Below are 17,024 nucleotides of genomic sequence, written 5' to 3'. Positions count from 1 at the left end.
TTACTCACTGTTCGGGGTTACGCGTGGGTTTACGGCGCCGTTTGCGGCGGCGGTCGCCCTGGCTTGCCGGGTCGCCGCCCACTTTCTGAAGCAGGCGGCGCTGTTCATGCTCATCGCCCTGCTGGAAAGCCGTCCACCAGTCGCCCAGGCCGCGCGGAATCTCACCGGCTTGCTCGCGCAGCAGGAGTAAATCGTAAGCTGCGCGGAAACGCGGGTGCTCGCGGGTCTGGAAAGCGCGCTTGCCGCGCCGTAACGGAAGGCGTGCCTGCAGCTCCCAAATATCGCGCATGGGCATACCAAAGCGTTTAGGGATAGAGGTATGTTCCAACTGACGCGAAACAACCTCTTGAGCCGCCGTTTGTAGCGCCGGTATGGCGGGCATGCCTTCAGCTTCAAGCTCGGCCTGGCGGTTGGCGACCGGCGCCCACAAGAAAGCGGCGAGCAGGAACGCAGGTGTCACTGGGCGGTCTTCGGCAATCCGCTTGTCGGTATTGGTCAGGGCGTATTCGATTAATTTTTCCGCCCACGCCGCATCGGCCATGGCCTCTTCCGATTCGGGGAAGAGCATGCCAAACAGGCCGTAATGGCTGAGCAGGCGGAAGGTCGCCAGTCCATGACCGGACATAAACATCTTGAGCACTTCATCAAACAGTCGCGCGGGCGGAATTTGCAGCAGCAGCGGCGCAAGATCGTACATCGGTGCTTCGGTGGCAGGCTCAATGGTGAAATCGAGCTTGGCCGCAAAGCGCACGGCGCGCAGCATACGTACCGGATCTTCCCGGTAGCGCGTGGCCGGGTCGCCGATCAGGCGCAGCGTGCGCGATTCAATATCGCGCGCACCGTTGGCAAAATCGTGAAGGCTGAAGTCGGCAATGTTGTAGTACAGGGCATTGACGGTGAAGTCGCGCCGTAAGGCGTCTTCCTCGATATTGCCCCATACGTTGTCACGCAGCAGCAGGCCGGCGTCAGACTGTTGGGCAATGTGATCGCCATGTTCGTCTTGTGGTTTGCCACGGAACGTAGTGACTTCGATGACCTCACGCCCAAAGCGGACGTGGACAATACGAAAGCGTCGGCCGATCAAGCGCGAGTTGCGAAACAGATCGCGTACCTGTTCAGGCGTCGCGTTGGTGGCAACGTCAAAATCCTTGGGCATCTTGCCAAGCAAAGCATCGCGAATACATCCGCCTACCAGATAGGCCTCAAAGCCTGCACCGCTAAGGCGATAGAGCACTTTTAACGCGGCGTCGCTGATATGTTGGCGAGAAACGGGATGCTCGGACCGAGGAATAATGCGTGGGCTGAGAGTGGTTTCACTCTCTTGGGGATCGAGCAGGGTTTTCAATTGCTCTCCCGGGCTATGTAAGAAACGGGTAAATCCTTTGAACATGCGGCGATATCGACTCGCAGGGTATCGAAAAAATGACCGTGAAGTAATCGGTAAGCCGATGAGTGTAGCCGACCCCTTTACGCTTGCAAAGCACCTCTGGCAGGTTTGCAAACGCCTTACCCTATAAACGCGGAAAGGGGAGGCTAAAAGAGCCTCCCCTATAAAGTGTTCAATCAGCGTCCATGCTGCTGTTTTTCTTCATGATGGCACATCGCCCTGAATACGCACCGCAGTCGATAGGCCGTATCCGACCGCCTCGTATTCAAAACAATAATCCAACCGCGAACTTTTCTTCCCCGACGTATTATTATTGGTTCCGGGGGTGTACACACTCACTGCTATTATTATTGTTCGTACGCAGATCATTCGGTGTACGTCGCGTCCTTTCTGGGCACTTGCTACCTTTTGTTTTTATTAGCTGCGCTTATTCTTCTTAGCGCCAGCAAGTCAGAGATGTAAGCCTGTTATTGTTATTAGTGCTGTTATCTCACCTGGCCCTGTTGTTTTTGTTATGGCTCAGGTTGGGGTGGTGTCATTTTGTTTTTGTTAGCGACCCACCGCGCGGCCCAATTTGTTTTTCTTACCCAGTAATATTGCACTCGTCGTGCCAGTTGTTTTAATTTTTTTAAATTTCAATGTCTTGAGGGTTTAATGGCGTGCCAGAGCGGCAGGGTAACAAACAAGTGTTACCGGATCCGTGTCGGTTTTTTGAGTCGTTTGTGTGGGTAGGTAACAGTGTCTGGAACGCGATTTTTAAATATTTTTTATTTAAATCAGTATATTAGACGTTGGTCGTAAGTCGTAAGTGTTAGGTTTGTCTCGCGGCCTGCCACGGCGTCAGTTAGGACGCCGTGCGGTCTTCTTGCGTGGGATGCCTAGCCGCTGGCGCCGCTCCCATAAGTTCTTGCGGCTGATGCCGAGTTTTTGAGCCAGCTCGGTTTCACTCATCTGGTCCTGGTGTTCAAGCACAAAGTGCTGAAAGTAGTCTTCCAAGGATAGATCATCCTCATCTTCTCCTTGGGCAGTCTCGTCAGCGGAAGGTGTTGCCGCGGGGTTGGCCTGCGAATGGTTACGCGACGGCGTTGGCGCAAGCCCCAGGTCGTCAGGGTGAATCAAATGGCCCTCCGCCAGAATCACCCCCCGCTCCAAGGCATTTTCCAACTCACGGACATTGCCTGGCCATGGGTAGTCGCGCAGATCCTGGCGGGCCGCTCTGGAAAGCCGTAGGCCGGGGCGTTCGTGTCGAGCGCACGCCTTATCCAGCAGAATATCGGCAATTTCCAGTACATCGTCTTCGCGTTCGCGAAGCGGGGGCAGCTCGATCTGCATGACGTTCAGGCGGTAATAAAGATCCAAGCGGAATTCGCCGCTTTTGGACAGGGCGCGCAGGTCCCGGTGAGTGGCGGCAATCAGGCGTACATTCACGTGGCGGGTTTCGACCGAGCCGATCTTACGAATTTCGCCCTCCTGCAGTACGCGCAGCAGACGCGCCTGGGCATCCAGGGGTAGCTCGCCTATTTCATCCAAAAACAGCGTGCCTTGGTCGGCGGCTTCTACTAAGCCGGTGCGTGATGCACTGGCGCCGGTAAATGCACCTTTTTCATGCCCAAACAGCTCTGATTCGATCAGCGTTTCGGGAATAGCCGCGCAGTTAACGCTGATCAGCGGCGCTTTGGCGCGCTTACTCTGCTGATGAATCGCTCGGGCGACAAGCTCTTTACCGGTACCCGATTCACCCAGAATCAGTACGGTAACGTCGGCCGGGGCGGTTTTGCGAATACGCGTATAGACCTGCTGCATGGCCGTGCAATTACCGATCATCATCTGCTGGCTGCCGCCATCATCGGTAATCGCGGGTGGCTCGCCGTGCTGCATCGACTGCTGATGCAAAATGCGCTCAATGGTTTCAAGCAGCTCAGTATGGTCAAACGGTTTGGCGATATAGTCGACCGCCCCCTGCTTTAAGGCGTCCACCGCCGAGCGCATGCTGGCATAGCTGGTCATGATCAGCACCGGCGCAGGGGCGGCGGCACTGATCAGCGTGGTGCCCGGTTCGCCCGGCAGGCGCAGGTCGCTGATGATGAGATCGAACTCGTTAAGCGCCAACTGGCTGGCGTCTTCGACGCTGCCCGCTTCGCTGACGGTATAGTCATGGCGTTCGAGTAAGCGCTTTAAGGCGCTGCGAATAATCGCTTCATCTTCAACAATCAGAATCCTGGGCATGGGATTGCGGGTCATCCTGTTGGTAAAGCGGCAGCCAAAGCGTAATGGCCGTGCCGCGAGGCTCATCGGGAGGTGGCGAGGCCACGTCTATTTTGCCTTGATGCTCGTTGATAATCTGATACGCAAGCGATAGCCCAAGGCCTGTGCCTTCGCCTGCCGGTTTGGTGGTGGTGAAAGGCTCAAACAGGTGATCGCGCACGCGCGGATCGATCCCCTGGCCATCATCGGTTACTCGCCACCAGGCGCTGCCACTTTGCTGGCCAGCCGTAATCGTCACATGACCGCCGGGCATACAGGCATCCCGGGCATTGCTGAGCAGATTGACCATGACCTGGGTCAACCGCTGCGCGTCACCGCGTACCACAAGATCTTCAGGGCAGGCGTTGGTAAGCGTTACATCCTCGCCCGAGCGCGCCAGGTGGATCAAGTGTAATGCGTCTTCGCTAATCGCCGTAAGCGCTACGGGCGACGCTGGTGGTGGGCCCGAAAGGCGACCGCCGTGAGCAAAGCCTACCAGTGAGTTAACTATTTTAGTGACTCGCTGGGTCAATTGCTGAATCTGGTCGGCGGTTTCCAGCAGGGCAGGGTCGTTGGTATCGTAGCGTAAATTTTGCGCCAGTGACGAGATCCCGGTAATCGGATTGCCGATTTCATGGGCCACGCCCGCCGCCAGCTGGCCGATAGACGCCAGGCGGGCGGCATGCACCAGTTCATCCTCAAGCCACTTCATCTCGGTATGGTCTTCAACCAGAACGACGCTGCCGCCCCGGCTGTCATGGCCGCTTAGCTCCGCTTTATGCAGGGTCAGAAAGTAATCCTTGCCGTGCAGCGACACCGCCTGTTTATAGCGCGGGGTTTGCGAGGCGGAAAGCACATTGCCCAGCAGTTCAGACCACGGGGCGGGCAGGCTGTCGCAGCGCGAGCCAATAACGCTTTCTCCGCTAATGCCTGAAAGCCGCGTCAGCGCCTGATTCCACATAATAAGCTCTTTATCATCGCCAAATACGCACAGCCCCACCGGCAGGTAAGCCAGCGTTTGTCGGTGGTGACGGCGTAGCCCGTCAAGCTCACGGGCAAGCCCGGTCAGGCGCGAGCGGTAGGCTTCCAAGCGACTTTCGACAAAGTGGATATCGTCGGTTACCGGTGCATCATCATGGCGGTAGGGCAGGTAGCGATCGACGATATCGCGGGCGACCGAAGGCCCCATCAAGCCTGAAAGGTTGGCCTGAATACGGTCGCGTAGCCTGCGTAACGCGTAAGGACGCCGCTCTTGAGGCGTCAGCTTGAGGGCTTTTAGCGCTCGGGAAACCTCGCGCTGGGCCGCCTCATCGCCTATAGCCTGGGCCAGATGGGGAGAAAAATCAGCGGCGGTGGCGGCTTCCAGCGGTAAGCGCTTCGAGCGGATGACCGCATCGACAGAACACGCTTCTGCCGCTGATCTTTCACCTTCTGATATACGCGTAAACAGCGAGATGACAATCAACAGCACGATGTTAGTGGCAAGCGACAGCAGAGTGACCGTGTACCAGGGCGGCGCATTGGCAGGGATAAGGTGGGCAAAGGGCAGCGGCGGTGTGGGGAGCGAGAAAATCAGCGGCAGCCAGAGCCCCCAGAGCCATAGCGCAACGCCTGCGATCAGTCCGACCACCATGCCCATGCGGTTGGCGCCTGGCCAATAGAGCAGCGCCAGCATACCGGGTAAGCATTGCGCCATGCCGACAAACGATGCCAGGCCAAGGCTGGCAAGGTCGTGATTTCGCCCCACCCATTCATAAAACAGCCAGCCGCTAATAATAACGCCGACTACCAAGCCACGGCGTAGCCAGAGCAGCCAGCCATACAGGTCACTCCGGGCTTCTGGAGGCCTGGCCACCAGCACGATATGGTTGAGCACCATGCCGGAAAGGGCCAGCGCGATCATGATCATGGTGCCACTGGCGGCGGCAAGTCCGGCCAGAAACGCCAGCGCCTTGATCCACCAGTGTTCGCTCATCACATAAACGGCGTAGGCCGCGACCGGAATATCGTCGGTGACGGATTGGGCAGCCCACCAAATCAGGGGTATCGGTATGGCCATTAATAGCAAGTAGAGCGGCAGAGTCCAGCTGGCTTGAAGCAGCGTATGGCGCGACAGGTTTTCGGCAAACGTGATATGAAACAGGTGGGGCATCATGAAGGCGGCTGCAAAAAACAGTAGCAGCAGCGTGCGCCACTGGGCCTCCTCTAGCTGAGGAGTTGCCAGCTGGGCTTGAAAGCCCGGCCCTTCCAGCCAGTGTTGCAGGTCCTGCGGCCCGTCAAACACAAGCCATAGCGCTGCCGCGCCCAGGCCGAGCATCGCGAACAGTTTGATCAACGATTCAAATGCCAGGATGCTGATCAAAGGGTCCTGGCGAGCATGACTATGCCGTGCGCCGAAGACCACGGCAAACACCGCAATCAACCCGCAAAACAGCAGCGCCGCGCCAGAGCTGTAGGGGCTGCCGGTAAGCCAGTGAATGGCATCGCTTAAGGTTTGAACCTGAATACCCAGCAGTGGCAACACCGCCAGCAGGCTGATCAACGTGACCAGCGTGCCTGCCCAGCGGGAGCGAAAGCGAAACGCAAACAGATCTGCTAGTGAAGCGAGCTGGTAGGTACGGGTAATACGCTGAATGGGTACCAGCAGCACCGGCGCGAGCAGAAACGTACCCGCCGCGCCCAGGTAATAGGCCAGATAACCAAATCCTGCATTGGCGGCAAACTCGACGCTGCCATAGATGGCCCAGGCGCTGGCATAAACCCCTAGCGCGAGGGTGTAGACCAGCGGGTGGCGAGCAATCCGTGTGGGTATCCAACCGCGCTCTACGGCAACGCCACAGCTAAACAGCAGGCCCAGGTAGCCTAATCCGAGCAGTAAAACGCCGGTTAACTCAACGCTCATCTAACTTCCTTTTTTGCTCAAGCCATAGCGTGAGCGCAATCAATACGCCCCAGATCGCAAACGGTCGGTACCAGACCGCGTCGGGATCGCTCCAGCCGTCCATCAATAACGGAGAGAGTAAGTAACCGCCAAACACCAAAAACAGCATGATGCGGTAGACATACATAGTTAATTCCTTACGGCGAGAGGCGGTGTTCGGCTGGCGAAAGGCGCTCAACCGACCAGTTGACCACGGCCCAGTGTAATTGGCTTTCCGGAAGTTCTGTGGCTAATTCAGGCGGCGGCGATTGGTCGAGCGCTTGAAGCGCCTGAAAAAGTTGGCGGCGAATACCCCGGTCATCACCGGCAAGCGATGGCGCAAGGTTCTGTTTCGAGAGCTTCTGGCCTTGTGATGTTACCACTAGCGGTAAATGCAGGTAGCGTGGCTCGGGAAGTTTCAGGGCAATTTGCAGCTGGCGCTGCCAGGGCGTGTTGTCGAGCAGATCCAAGCCTCTTACCACATCGGTAATGCCCTGTTCGGCATCGTCGACGACAACCGCCAACTGGTAAGCCCAAAGGTTATCCTTGCGCTTGAGCACCACGTCGCCCATCTCGGCAGGATCAAACTGTTGATGGCCGAACAGACGATCCTGCCAGGTGATGGGGCGCTTGGCCAAATCGCTGCGTAGCCGCCAGGCGACCGGCTTGCCCGAGGCGTTTAGCCCATCACGACACCAGCCTGGGTAAATAGCATAATCCTGCCACTGCTTGCGTGAGCAGCTGCACGGATAGGCTAATCCCTGGGCCGCTAGCTGCTCAAGTGCCTGTTGATAAGCCGCGTGGCGGCCATGCTGCCAGACAATCTCTTTATCCCAATGCAGACCAAAGGCCTCCAGCTGGCGCAGGATGGTAGTGTCGGCCCCTTGAGGGCAACGCGGCGGATCAATATCTTCAATCCGTACCCGCCATTCACCGCCGACGGCGCGGGCATCCAGATAGCTGCCCAGCGCCGCCACCAGAGATCCAAAATGCAGTGGTCCTGACGGGGTGGGAGCAAAGCGTCCACGGTAGCAAGAAGAAGCAGTCATAAGCCTTTACCCAAAACAAAAACGGGCACCCCAAGGTGCCCGCCTACAACGTTAGCGTAGAGGTGGTTTAACCAACCTGCTTAGCCGCCCAGCTGTTTTTCTTTAAGCTCCGCCAGCGTTTTGCAATCCACGCATAGGGTAGCGGTTGGACGGGCTTCTAAGCGACGAATGCCAATTTCAACGCCACAGGCTTCGCAGAAACCGTAATCGTCGTCATCGATGTTCTCGATAGTTTCGTTGATCTTTTTAAGCAGTTTGCGCTCACGGTCGCGCGTGCGCAGCTCAAGGCTAAAGCCTTCTTCCTGCGTTGCACGGTCAGCGGGATCAGCATAGTTATTAGCGTCTTCCTGAAGGTGGCGCACGGTACGATCCACCTCTTCCATGAGGTCTTGCTTCCAGTCCAACAGCAGTTGGCGAAAATGCGCTAACTGCTTATCGTTCATGTACTCTTCACCCGGTGCCGGTTCATACGGGGTGAAAGTCTTGGTCGCTTCCGGTTTTTTTTCCGCTACTGGCATGGGATTGCCCCTTACGTATGTGACTGCTGATCGACCATGAGCGTGTGCCACGATCTCACGCCAAAGGGATGCTTGTTTATCTGAAAAATGGCTGCGTTGCAAGCATAATAGTGTGCTTTCTACTATGGTCTTGCCGTTTATACGACCTGTGTCATGGTTTATATCTTGTTTTAATTCTGTTCGGTTAAGGAGCTGTTATGGCCTGGAATTCGCGTGTCAATCACGTTGCCCCCTTTCGGGTGATGCACTTACTTGAAATGGCTCAGGCGCGTGAGGCGGCAGGTCACGATGTGATCCACCTGGAAGTGGGGGAGCCTGATTTCGCCACGCCCGAGCCGATTATGGCCGCAGGCCAAAAGGCGCTGGCCAGCGGCCAGACGCGCTACACCCCTGCGGCAGGACTACCCGCGCTACGTGAGGCAATTGCCGGCCACTATGCCGAGCACTTTAATGCCCAGGTGGACCCTGCGCGGATTCTGGTAACGCCCGGCGCGTCAGGGGCGCTATTGCTCGCAAGCCAACTGCTGGTCGAAAGTGGCGATCGGGTGCTGATGGCTGACCCCAACTATCCGTGTAACCGCCATTTTATGGCCCTGGCGGGGGCCGAGGTTGATGCGGTGTCGGTGGGGCGTGAAAGCGGCTGGCAGCTGGACGCCGGATTGATCGGCCGCCACTGGCGCGACGATACCCGTCTGGCCATGTTGGCCTCGCCTTCCAACCCTACCGGGCACACGTTGAGCGCCGAACAGCTTAGCCAAGTGCTGGATGCTGTGGCCAAGCGCTCGGGTGAAGTGATCGTCGATGAGATTTATCAAGGACTCAACTACGATGACGCGCCGCTGTCGGCCACATCGCTTTCCAGCGAGGCGTTTGTGGTTAACAGCTTCTCGAAGTATTTCGGTATGACCGGCTGGCGCCTGGGGTGGCTGGTTGCGCCGGAGCGGGCGGTCGAGCCGTTAACCCGGCTTGCCCAGAATGTCTTTCTGGCGGCTTCCACACCTTCACAGCATGCAGCCCTTGCTGCTTTCACTCCTGAGTGCCGGGTTCTTATGGAGCAGCGTCGCGAAATACTCGCCGAGCGTCGTCAGGTACTGCTGGATGGGCTGGCGCAGCTGGGCTTAGCGCCGGATTTACCGCCTCAGGGGGCGTTTTATGTATGGCTGGATATCTCACGCTATAGCCAGGATAGCCAAACGTTCTGTGAGCGGCTTTTGGAAGAGGAAAACGTGGCGATTACCCCCGGTATCGATTTTGCGGTACGCGGCGGCGAACACCATGTGCGGATTGCATTTACCAACGATGTCGCTCGACTTGAGGAAGCCGTGGCGCGGATCGCTCGCTTTGTGGGACGGCTATGATGGTTCGCTATCCGGCCCTGGTGCCTGGCACGCTGCTGCGCCGCTATAAACGCTTTTTTGCCGATGTGCGCCTTGATGATGGCCGGGAAGTGGTGGCGCATTGCCCCAATACCGGGTCGATGAAAGCCGTGAATCTTCCTGGCTGCCGCGTCTGGCTATCGCCCAGCGATAATCCCAAGCGCAAGCTTTTGTGGACGTGGGAGTTGATTGAGCTACCCCAGCCTGACGGCAGTGCATCCTTAGCCTCAGTGCATACCGGGCGGACGAATCGGATAGTGGAGGCGGCGCTCAGTGATAACCGATTGGACGCATTAGCCGGTTATGCCCAGCATCAGCGTGAGGTGAAAGTCGGTGAGTCACGGCTTGATTTTCTTCTGGAGGATCCGCTTAAAGGGCGCGCCTACGTTGAGGTCAAGCAGGTGACCCTCAAGGAGCTGGACGGCTATGGGTATTTTCCTGACTCGGTGAGCGCGCGTGGGCTCAAACATCTTCAGGCGCTCAGTGCGCTGGCCCGCCAAGGCGAGCGGGCGGTGCTGCTTTTCTGCATTGCCCACGAAGGGATCGATGATGTCGCGCCCGCCGCCCATATTGATGCCGCTTATGCGACAGGTCTTGAGGCGGCGGTCGCCGATGGGGTAGAGGTGCTTGCTTACGGAACGCAAGTCACCTGGGAGGCGGGCATTCCGGTCAGCGTAGCGCTTGAGCGTACGCTGCCGGTGCGGCTAGCGGCGACGTACGCGAAAAATAGCGATCTCGCCGAACAGGTTGGGCCACCACTTTGAGGTCCAGTGCCCGCGACGCTCGCCGACGCCTACGGCACGATCGACAATCACCAAGCCTTTCTCGCGGCACAGGTGCTCGAAATCGTTAAAGGTCGACAGGTGGATGTTAGGCGTGTCGTACCATGCATGGGGCAGCGATTTGGATACCGGCATATAGCCGCGCAGCCCCAGATAAACCCGATGACGCCAATAGGCAAAGTTGGGGAACGTGATGATGCCTTCTTCAGCGACGCGTAACATCTCGTCGAGCATTTTGTCGGGGCGGCGAAGTGCCTGCAGGGCCTGAGTCATGATCACCTGGTCATAGCTGTGATCGCAAAAACTGGCCAGGCCGTCATCCAGGTTGTGCTCAATAACGCTGACGCCCCGTGCGACACAGCTGGTGATGCCCTCAGGATCAATTTCCAGCCCATAGCCGGTCACGCCTTTGTCGCGTGCCAGGCTTTCCAGAAGCGCCCCGTCGCCACAGGCAAGATCCAGCACGTGGGCGCCTTGGGGTACCCAGTCGTAAATCAGTTCAAGGTCGGCGCGCATCAACGGATCTCCTCCAGGCCTAGCTCACGGGCGGTACGGTTCATAAAGGCGCTGAACAACGCCTGATAGCGTGGCTCCGGCAGCAAGAACGCGTCGTGTCCGTGAGGCGATTCAATATTGGCGTAGCTAACCGACTTGCCTGCACGGATCAGTGCATCTACCAGCTCGCGTGAGCGTGCCGGCGGGAACCGCCAGTCGGTCGTAAAGCTGACAATCAGAAACGGGCACTGCGCGGGCGCCAGCGCCTTGGCGAGATCGCCGTCAGCCAGGGCGGCCGGGTCGAAATAGTCCAGCGCCTTGGTCATCAGCAGGTAAGTGTTGGCATCAAACGCGGTGGAGAACGCATCACCCTGATAGCGCAGGTAGGACTCGACCTGAAACTCAACGTCGAAACCAAAATTAAGATCATCGCTACGCAGGTCTCGACCGAACTTGCTGCCCATGGCATCTTCTGACAAATAGGTGATATGGCCCACCATGCGTGCCAGTTTCAGCCCGCGTTTGGGCACGGTGTCATGGTCGGCGTACCAGCCGCCGAAGAACTCTGGGTCCGAGCGAATAGCCTGGCGCGCGACTTCATTAAACGCGATATTTTGCGCTGAAAGACGCGGCGTTGCCGCAATCACCACTGCATTGGCCACGCGCTCCGGGTAGGTGATTGTCCACTGCAACACCTGCATGCCGCCGAGGCTTCCGCCTATGGCGGCGGCCCAGCGTTCAATCCCTAGGTGATCCGCCAAGCGCGCCTGGCTTGCGACCCAGTCGCTGACCGTGACCATGGGGAAGTCTGGCCCCCACTGACGCCCGCTTTCCGGGTTGTGGCTAACCGGCCCGGTGCTGCCGTGGCAGCCACCCAGATTATTTAAGGACACGACGAAAAAGCGGTTGGTGTCGATGGATTTACCGGGGCCGATATGAGAGTCCCACCAGCCGGGCTTGCGGTCATCCCGGCTGTGATAACCCGCTGCGTGATGATGCCCAGAAAGTGCATGGCAAATCAGCACGGCGTTGCTGCGCTCAGCGTTTAGCGTGCCATAGGTCTCATAAATCAGCTCATATTCGGGCAATACTTTGCCGCAGGCGAGCGCAAGCGGCGTATCGAACTGGGCAATATGCGGCGTGACAAGACCAACGGAGCCCGTTGGCTGGTCAGCAAAAGCAAGCGTGTCTGAATCGGGCATCGAGAGCATTAGTCCTGCTAGATTAGTCCTGCTGGAAAAATCCTGATGTATGGGGTGGTTGAGGTAGGCCTTTAAAGACCTACCAACGCACCGGAAATGCCAGCCGCACGGATCAGTGAGCCAACGACCAGTCCATCGATAAGATTAATGGCGATAAACACCACAATCGGCGATAGATCAATCATGCCCAATGGCGGAATCACCCGACGCACTGGCGCCATGATGGGTTCTACCAGCTGCATGACCAGCAGCGCTGCCGGATGGCTGGCGTTCGGCGCAACCCAGCTCAGAATGATCATCACGATCATGGCAAAGAAATAGATCTTTAAGATGGCATTGGCAAGCGCCGCAATGCCGGCAATCAGCAGCCCGGCAATAGGCGGCATGCCGATGCCAATGACCATAAAAATAGCGATGATGCTGACTACCTTTAGTACAAAGCCAGCGGCCAGGGTCGCGAGGTCGAAGCGCCCAGCGACGGGCCCTAGGAAGCTTTGAAACGGCCCGACGACAGGCTGAGTGATTTTAACCACCGTTTGGCTTAGCGGGTTGTAATAATCCGCACGCGAAGCCTGCAATAAAAAGCGCAGCATCAGTAAGAATAAATAGATGTTGATCAGTGAGTTAACCAGCGTTAACCCGGCACTACCCAATTGGCTGCCCATTGATGATGTCTCCGTTACGTTAGGTGATGTTTAGCTGTTGCTTAATTCATGGGCCATTTCTTGGGCACGCTTGGCGCAGGCTTTCATGGCATCGTCAATAATAGTGCGCAGTTGCGCTTCTTCCATATGCTGAATAGCACGCTCGGTAGTGCCGCCTGGAGACATAACGTTCTGCTTGAGCGTAGCGGGATCTTTATCACTTCGCTGCGCCATGGTGGCGGCACCCAGTGCGGTCTGAATCGCTAGACGACGCGCGGTGTCAGCCGGCAGGCCAAGTTTTACGGCGGCTTCTTCCATCGCTTCAAACATCAAAAAGAAGTAGGCCGGTGCGCTACCCGAAACGGCGGTAACCGCATCTAAAAGAGACTCTTCTTCCACCCATTCCACAATGCCGACGGCTTCCATTAGCTGGGTGGCGATATCGCGCTGGGTATCGCTGACGGCGGCATTGGCATACAAGCCGCTGGCGCCGTAACCCACCAAAGAGGGTGTGTTGGGCATGCAGCGTACCAGGGCATTATTGCCCCCTAGCCACTGGTCGATGGTCGCGGCGTCTAGGCCTGCGGCGATCGAAATTACCAGCGGGCGCTGTTGCTGAACAGTGTCTCGCAGGTCTTCACAGACCGCGCGCATGATCTGTGGTTTTACAGCCAGAACCACTACGTCAGCGCTACTGATGGCAGCGTTGTTGTCGGTATGGGTGTTAATGCCCAGGCGCTCTTTAACCGGCGCAAGTTCGCTGTTTTTGGGAGCCGTGGCGGTAAGGTCAGTGGGCGCAACGCCGCTGTCGATAAGGCCGCCGATAATCGCGCTTGCCATATTGCCTGCGCCGATAAAAGTGATCTTGCTCGCCATGTGCTTATCCTATTGAAGGGTGAATTTTCTGTGTCCGCAGCCTTAACGTGTTGTGTTAGGCCGCCCCGCGCGTGCCGAAGATGGCTGTGCCTAGACGTACCAGTGTGGCGCCTTCAAGCACGGCGGCCTCCAGGTCATCGCTCATGCCCATTGAGAGTGTATCTAATGGGGCCTGAGGTAGCGCGGCTTGCAGCGATGTAAGTAATTGCTTGAGTGCCGCTAGTGGTTCGCGTTGCGCTTCTAGTGTTTTGGCTGGCGCGGGAATGGCCATTAACCCGCGTAAGCATAAATGGGGTAGCTGGGCAATTTCGCGGGCCAGGCCCATGACGTCTTCAGGCATAACGCCGGACTTGGACGCCTCACGGCTGATATTAACCTGTAGGCAAATATTTAACGGTGCTAAATGCGGCGGACGCTGTTCGCTTAGCCGTTTAGCAATTTTCAAGCGATCCACGCTGTGCATCCAGTCAAAGTGCTCTGCTACCGAGCGGGTTTTATTCGACTGCAGCGGGCCAATGAAATGCCACACGATATCATCGAGATCAGCCAAGACTACCTGCTTTTCCAGGGCTTCCTGCAGGTAGTTTTCGCCAAATTCGCGTTGGCCGAGTTCCCAAGCCTGACGAATCAGGGCTGCCGGTTTGGTTTTGCTCACCGCCAGCAGTGTCGCATCATTTAACGGGCGGCCTGCCTTTTGAAGCGCCTGGTGCAGGCGTTCGCGCGCTTGAGCAAGCGACTCGGTTAGCGCGATGTCTGTCATACTCAAGCACCTTAGCAGCTGAGGGAGAGAGGGATATTACCGAACTGCTGGCAGTCTCGGCAAAGCAGAATGCGTCCGGATGCCCCGTTTATGCTGAATTACCTTCCCGCATACGGCTGGCAGAGGGGAGCGGCGTTACGCTAAACACCCTCAGGGCGCATAAATGCCGCCCAGCACACGAGGCCCCTGGGCGCCCGTCACGGAGGGCAAGTTGCCGGGCAGGTGGTGCAAACGCTGATGGGCAAGCCAGGCAAACGCGCCTGCTTCAATCCAGTCTTCCGGCCAGCCGTAAGCGGTGGGCGAGGTAAACGTGGCGTTGGGCAGATGATGGGCCAGGCGTGCCATTAAGTAGGCGTTATGCGCACCGCCACCGCCGGTAATCAATGTGGTGGGTTGGCCGTTAGGCAGCAGTTGGCCGACACCTTCCGCCACGCTGATGGCGGTTAGCTCCGCCAGGGTGGCCTGTACATCTGCCGGCAATTCCCTGCCGGTAAGCCGCTGCTTGAGCCACGCCACGTGAAAGTATTCCCGCCCTGTGCTGCGCGGCGGCGGCTGGCGGAAGAAAGGGTCGGCTAAAAAGTCTGCTAACAGCTTCTCATCCACTTGGCCGCTCTTGGCCCAGGCGCCGTCCTGATCAAAGCGGCCGCCTTGATGTTCAGCAAACCACGCATCCAGCAATACGTTGGCCGGGCCGGTATCAAAGCCCAGCACGGGGTGGTCTTCATCACGAGGCAGCCAGGTGATATTGGCAATACCGCCCAGGTTGAGAATCAACTGATCGGCACTTTTTCTGCCAAACAGTGCCTGATGAAATGCCGGAGCGAGCGGTGCCGCCTGGCCGCCCGCGGCTAGATCGCGGCGGCGAAAATCCGCCACAACCGTACAGCCGGTGAGTTCCGCCAAGAGGCTGGGGTTGTCTAGCTGCAGCGTATAGGCGGGGCCGCCTTGATGGCCACTCGGGGCGTGCTCAATAGTCTGGCCGTGGCTGCCGATCGCGGTAATCTGATGGGGTGATAGCTGCTGCTTGGCGAGTAGTGCCTTAACGGCCTGTGCCTGCAGTGCGCAAAACGTGTTTTCTGCAAAGGCCAGCTGCGCAAAGCTTGCCTGCTCGGCATGGCATAGCGCTAATAGTGCGCTGTGCAGCGTATCCGGCATGGGCTCAGCGTGGGTGGCTACCAGCCGTGGCGGTGTTTCTGACTCAATAGCAATCAGGGCGGCATCAACGCCATCCAGGCTGGTGCCTGACATCAAGCCAATATAGTAAAGCGTGGGAGCCGCGGGGGGCGTTTTCATAAAGCATCATCCAAAGCGGTGCGAAGGCTCAACCAAGAACTGCAGGCATGGTAACATCGTCGGCTATTTATCATCTGTGTGCCCATTTGGGCAAAGTTTATATGGAGAGAGGCAATGAGTGAGGTGGATCAGGCTTTAGCGCTGCTGGCGCGGGGTACGCATGAAATCCTGGTAGAGGACGAGCTTAAGAAAAAGCTGGCCTCTGGGCGTAAGCTGCGTATCAAAGCTGGTTTTGACCCCACAGCCCCTGATCTGCATCTGGGCCACAGCGTATTGCTGACTAAAATGCGCCAATTCCAGGACCTGGGTCACACTGTCATCTTTTTGATTGGTGACTTCACTGGCCGCATTGGCGACCCAACCGGCAAAAACGTGACCCGCAAGCCACTAACCGCAGCGGATGTAAAAGCCAACGCGGAAACCTATAAAGAGCAGGTGTTCAAGATCCTCGATCCTGAAAAGACCGAGGTGCGCTTTAATGCCGAGTGGTTTGGCGAACTGACCGCCGCCAAGATGATTGAGCTGGCCGCTCAAAGTACCGTTGCCCGCATGCTTGAACGTGACGACTTTGAAAAGCGCTACAAGTCCAACCAGCCGATCGCGATCCACGAGTTTTTGTATCCGCTGGTTCAGGGCTACGACTCGGTGGCGCTTGAGGCTGATATCGAATTGGGTGGCACCGATCAGAAGTTCAATCTGCTGATGGGCCGTGAAATTCAAAAGCACTTTGGTCAGGAGCCGCAGGTCGTTATTACCATGCCGTTGTTGGAAGGCCTGGACGGCGTGCAGAAGATGTCGAAGTCGCTGGGCAACTACGTTGGGGTCGATGAAGCGCCGGGTTCCATGTTCAACAAGCTGGTTTCAATGCCCGATAGCTTGATGTGGCGTTACTTTGAGCTACTGTCGCTGAAGTCTAACGAAGAGATCGAGGCGCTTAAGCAAAGCGTTGAACAGGGTGCGAACCCGCGTGACGTGAAAATGGAGCTGGCGCGTGAGCTGATTGCTCGCTACCACGGTGACGAAGCGGCCGCCAACGCTCATAAGTCAGCGGGTAATCAACTAGCCGATGGAGAACTGCCGGAAGACCTGCCGGAAGTGGAAGTGGACTTTGAAGGGGCCGAGCAGGCACCTATTGCGGCCGTACTTAACCGCTCTGGCCTGACCAAGAACAGTGCCCAGGCAAAGGATATGCTCAAAAACGGCAGTGTTAAGGTCGATGGAGAAGCCGTTGCTCAGGACACTATGCTGGCGACGGGTAAGGGCTACGTAATACAGGCAGGTAAGAAACGTTACGCCCGTGTGACGCTTATTTGAAGTTTTTGAAACTATCTTTAAAAAAGCCCTTGCCAATCCGGCAGCGAATCCGTAAAGTACGCATCCGCTGCCGGGGACGCCAAGCGTTACCAGCGGTGAATGAAGGTGAAAACCTTCGGTTTGTCAGGAGGTTAGCGAGATTTACATCGCTCACTTCACCCGCT

Annotated in this window: 15 protein-coding genes; 3 read left to right on the top strand and 12 right to left on the bottom strand. The window is 57.3% G+C overall.

Going from position 1 to position 17,024, the window contains the following annotated elements; translation table 11 throughout:
• Positions 1-4: 4 nt before the first annotated feature.
• The 6 genes from pcnB to dksA form a co-directional block, all read right to left on the bottom strand.
• Positions 5-1,390 carry a polynucleotide adenylyltransferase PcnB gene (gene pcnB / locus D467_RS0110830; RefSeq protein WP_026285723.1) on the bottom strand — a complete coding sequence of 462 codons (1,386 nt, stop codon included), beginning with the start codon at positions 1,388-1,390 and terminating at the stop codon, positions 5-7.
• A gap of 837 nt (positions 1,391-2,227) precedes the next feature.
• Entirely contained in the window at positions 2,228-3,613 is a 1,386-nt protein-coding gene (locus tag D467_RS0110825; RefSeq protein WP_018917544.1) for a sigma-54-dependent transcriptional regulator, read from the bottom strand.
• A complete protein-coding gene (locus tag D467_RS0110820) occupies positions 3,591-6,533 on the bottom strand; it encodes an ATP-binding protein (protein WP_018917543.1) in 2,943 nt (980 codons plus the stop codon). Before D467_RS0110820 ends, D467_RS0110825 begins: the two co-directional genes overlap by 23 nt.
• The gene (locus tag D467_RS19925) at positions 6,523-6,699 is read right to left on the bottom strand and encodes a hypothetical protein (RefSeq protein ID WP_018917542.1); all 177 of its coding nucleotides are present in this window, start codon (positions 6,697-6,699) and stop codon (positions 6,523-6,525) included. Before D467_RS19925 ends, D467_RS0110820 begins: the two co-directional genes overlap by 11 nt.
• Positions 6,700-6,709: 10 nt before the next feature.
• Positions 6,710-7,600 (bottom strand): tRNA glutamyl-Q(34) synthetase GluQRS, encoded by an 891-nt coding sequence (gene gluQRS, locus D467_RS0110810; RefSeq protein ID WP_026285722.1) that lies wholly within the window; start codon positions 7,598-7,600, stop codon positions 6,710-6,712.
• Positions 7,601-7,680: 80 nt separating this feature from the next.
• Positions 7,681-8,118, bottom strand: a complete 438-nt coding sequence (gene dksA, locus D467_RS0110805) for an RNA polymerase-binding protein DksA (protein WP_018917540.1) — start codon at positions 8,116-8,118, stop codon at positions 7,681-7,683.
• A gap of 197 nt (positions 8,119-8,315) precedes the next feature.
• On the opposite strand from dksA, the gene D467_RS0110800 reads away from it, so the two are divergent.
• Complete coding sequence (locus D467_RS0110800) at positions 8,316-9,476, top strand: aminotransferase class I/II-fold pyridoxal phosphate-dependent enzyme (protein WP_018917539.1); 1,161 nt, start codon at positions 8,316-8,318, stop codon at positions 9,474-9,476.
• Positions 9,476-10,258, top strand: coding sequence for a DNA/RNA nuclease SfsA (sfsA, locus tag D467_RS0110795; protein WP_018917538.1), 783 nt, complete (start codon positions 9,476-9,478; stop codon positions 10,256-10,258). Before D467_RS0110800 ends, sfsA begins: the two co-directional genes overlap by 1 nt.
• On the opposite strand, the gene metW is transcribed toward sfsA, so the two are convergent.
• The 6 genes from metW to D467_RS0110765 form a co-directional block, all read right to left on the bottom strand.
• A complete protein-coding gene (gene metW / locus D467_RS0110790) occupies positions 10,199-10,792 on the bottom strand; it encodes a methionine biosynthesis protein MetW (protein ID WP_018917537.1) in 594 nt (197 codons plus the stop codon). The two genes, sfsA and metW, sit on opposite strands and share 60 nt — an antisense overlap.
• Entirely contained in the window at positions 10,792-11,973 is a 1,182-nt protein-coding gene (metX, locus tag D467_RS0110785) for a homoserine O-succinyltransferase MetX (RefSeq protein ID WP_018917536.1), read from the bottom strand. Before metX ends, metW begins: the two co-directional genes overlap by 1 nt.
• Before the next feature lie 71 nt (positions 11,974-12,044).
• Complete coding sequence (locus tag D467_RS0110780) at positions 12,045-12,638, bottom strand: YggT family protein (protein WP_018917535.1); 594 nt, start codon at positions 12,636-12,638, stop codon at positions 12,045-12,047.
• A 30-nt stretch (positions 12,639-12,668) separates the two neighbouring features.
• Positions 12,669-13,493, bottom strand: a complete 825-nt coding sequence (gene proC, locus D467_RS0110775; RefSeq protein WP_018917534.1) for a pyrroline-5-carboxylate reductase — start codon at positions 13,491-13,493, stop codon at positions 12,669-12,671.
• Positions 13,494-13,548: 55 nt separating this feature from the next.
• On the bottom strand, positions 13,549-14,253 hold the full coding sequence (locus tag D467_RS0110770) for a YggS family pyridoxal phosphate-dependent enzyme (RefSeq protein ID WP_018917533.1): 705 nt from the start codon (positions 14,251-14,253) through the stop codon (positions 13,549-13,551).
• Between the two features lie 150 nt (positions 14,254-14,403).
• Entirely contained in the window at positions 14,404-15,546 is a 1,143-nt protein-coding gene (locus D467_RS0110765; protein WP_018917532.1) for an anhydro-N-acetylmuramic acid kinase, read from the bottom strand.
• A gap of 114 nt (positions 15,547-15,660) precedes the next feature.
• Between D467_RS0110765 and tyrS the strand changes: the two genes are divergently transcribed.
• Positions 15,661-16,860, top strand: coding sequence for a tyrosine--tRNA ligase (gene tyrS, locus D467_RS0110760; protein ID WP_018917531.1), 1,200 nt, complete (start codon positions 15,661-15,663; stop codon positions 16,858-16,860).
• Positions 16,861-17,024: the final 164 nt, after the last annotated feature.

Origin of the sequence: Vreelandella zhanjiangensis DSM 21076 (assembly GCF_000377665.1) — a bacterium.
GTDB classification, from domain to species: Bacteria; Pseudomonadota; Gammaproteobacteria; order Pseudomonadales; family Halomonadaceae; genus Vreelandella; species Vreelandella zhanjiangensis.
Note: the sequence above shows the minus strand (reverse complement) of the source record. Positions and strands in the feature narration are given on the sequence as shown.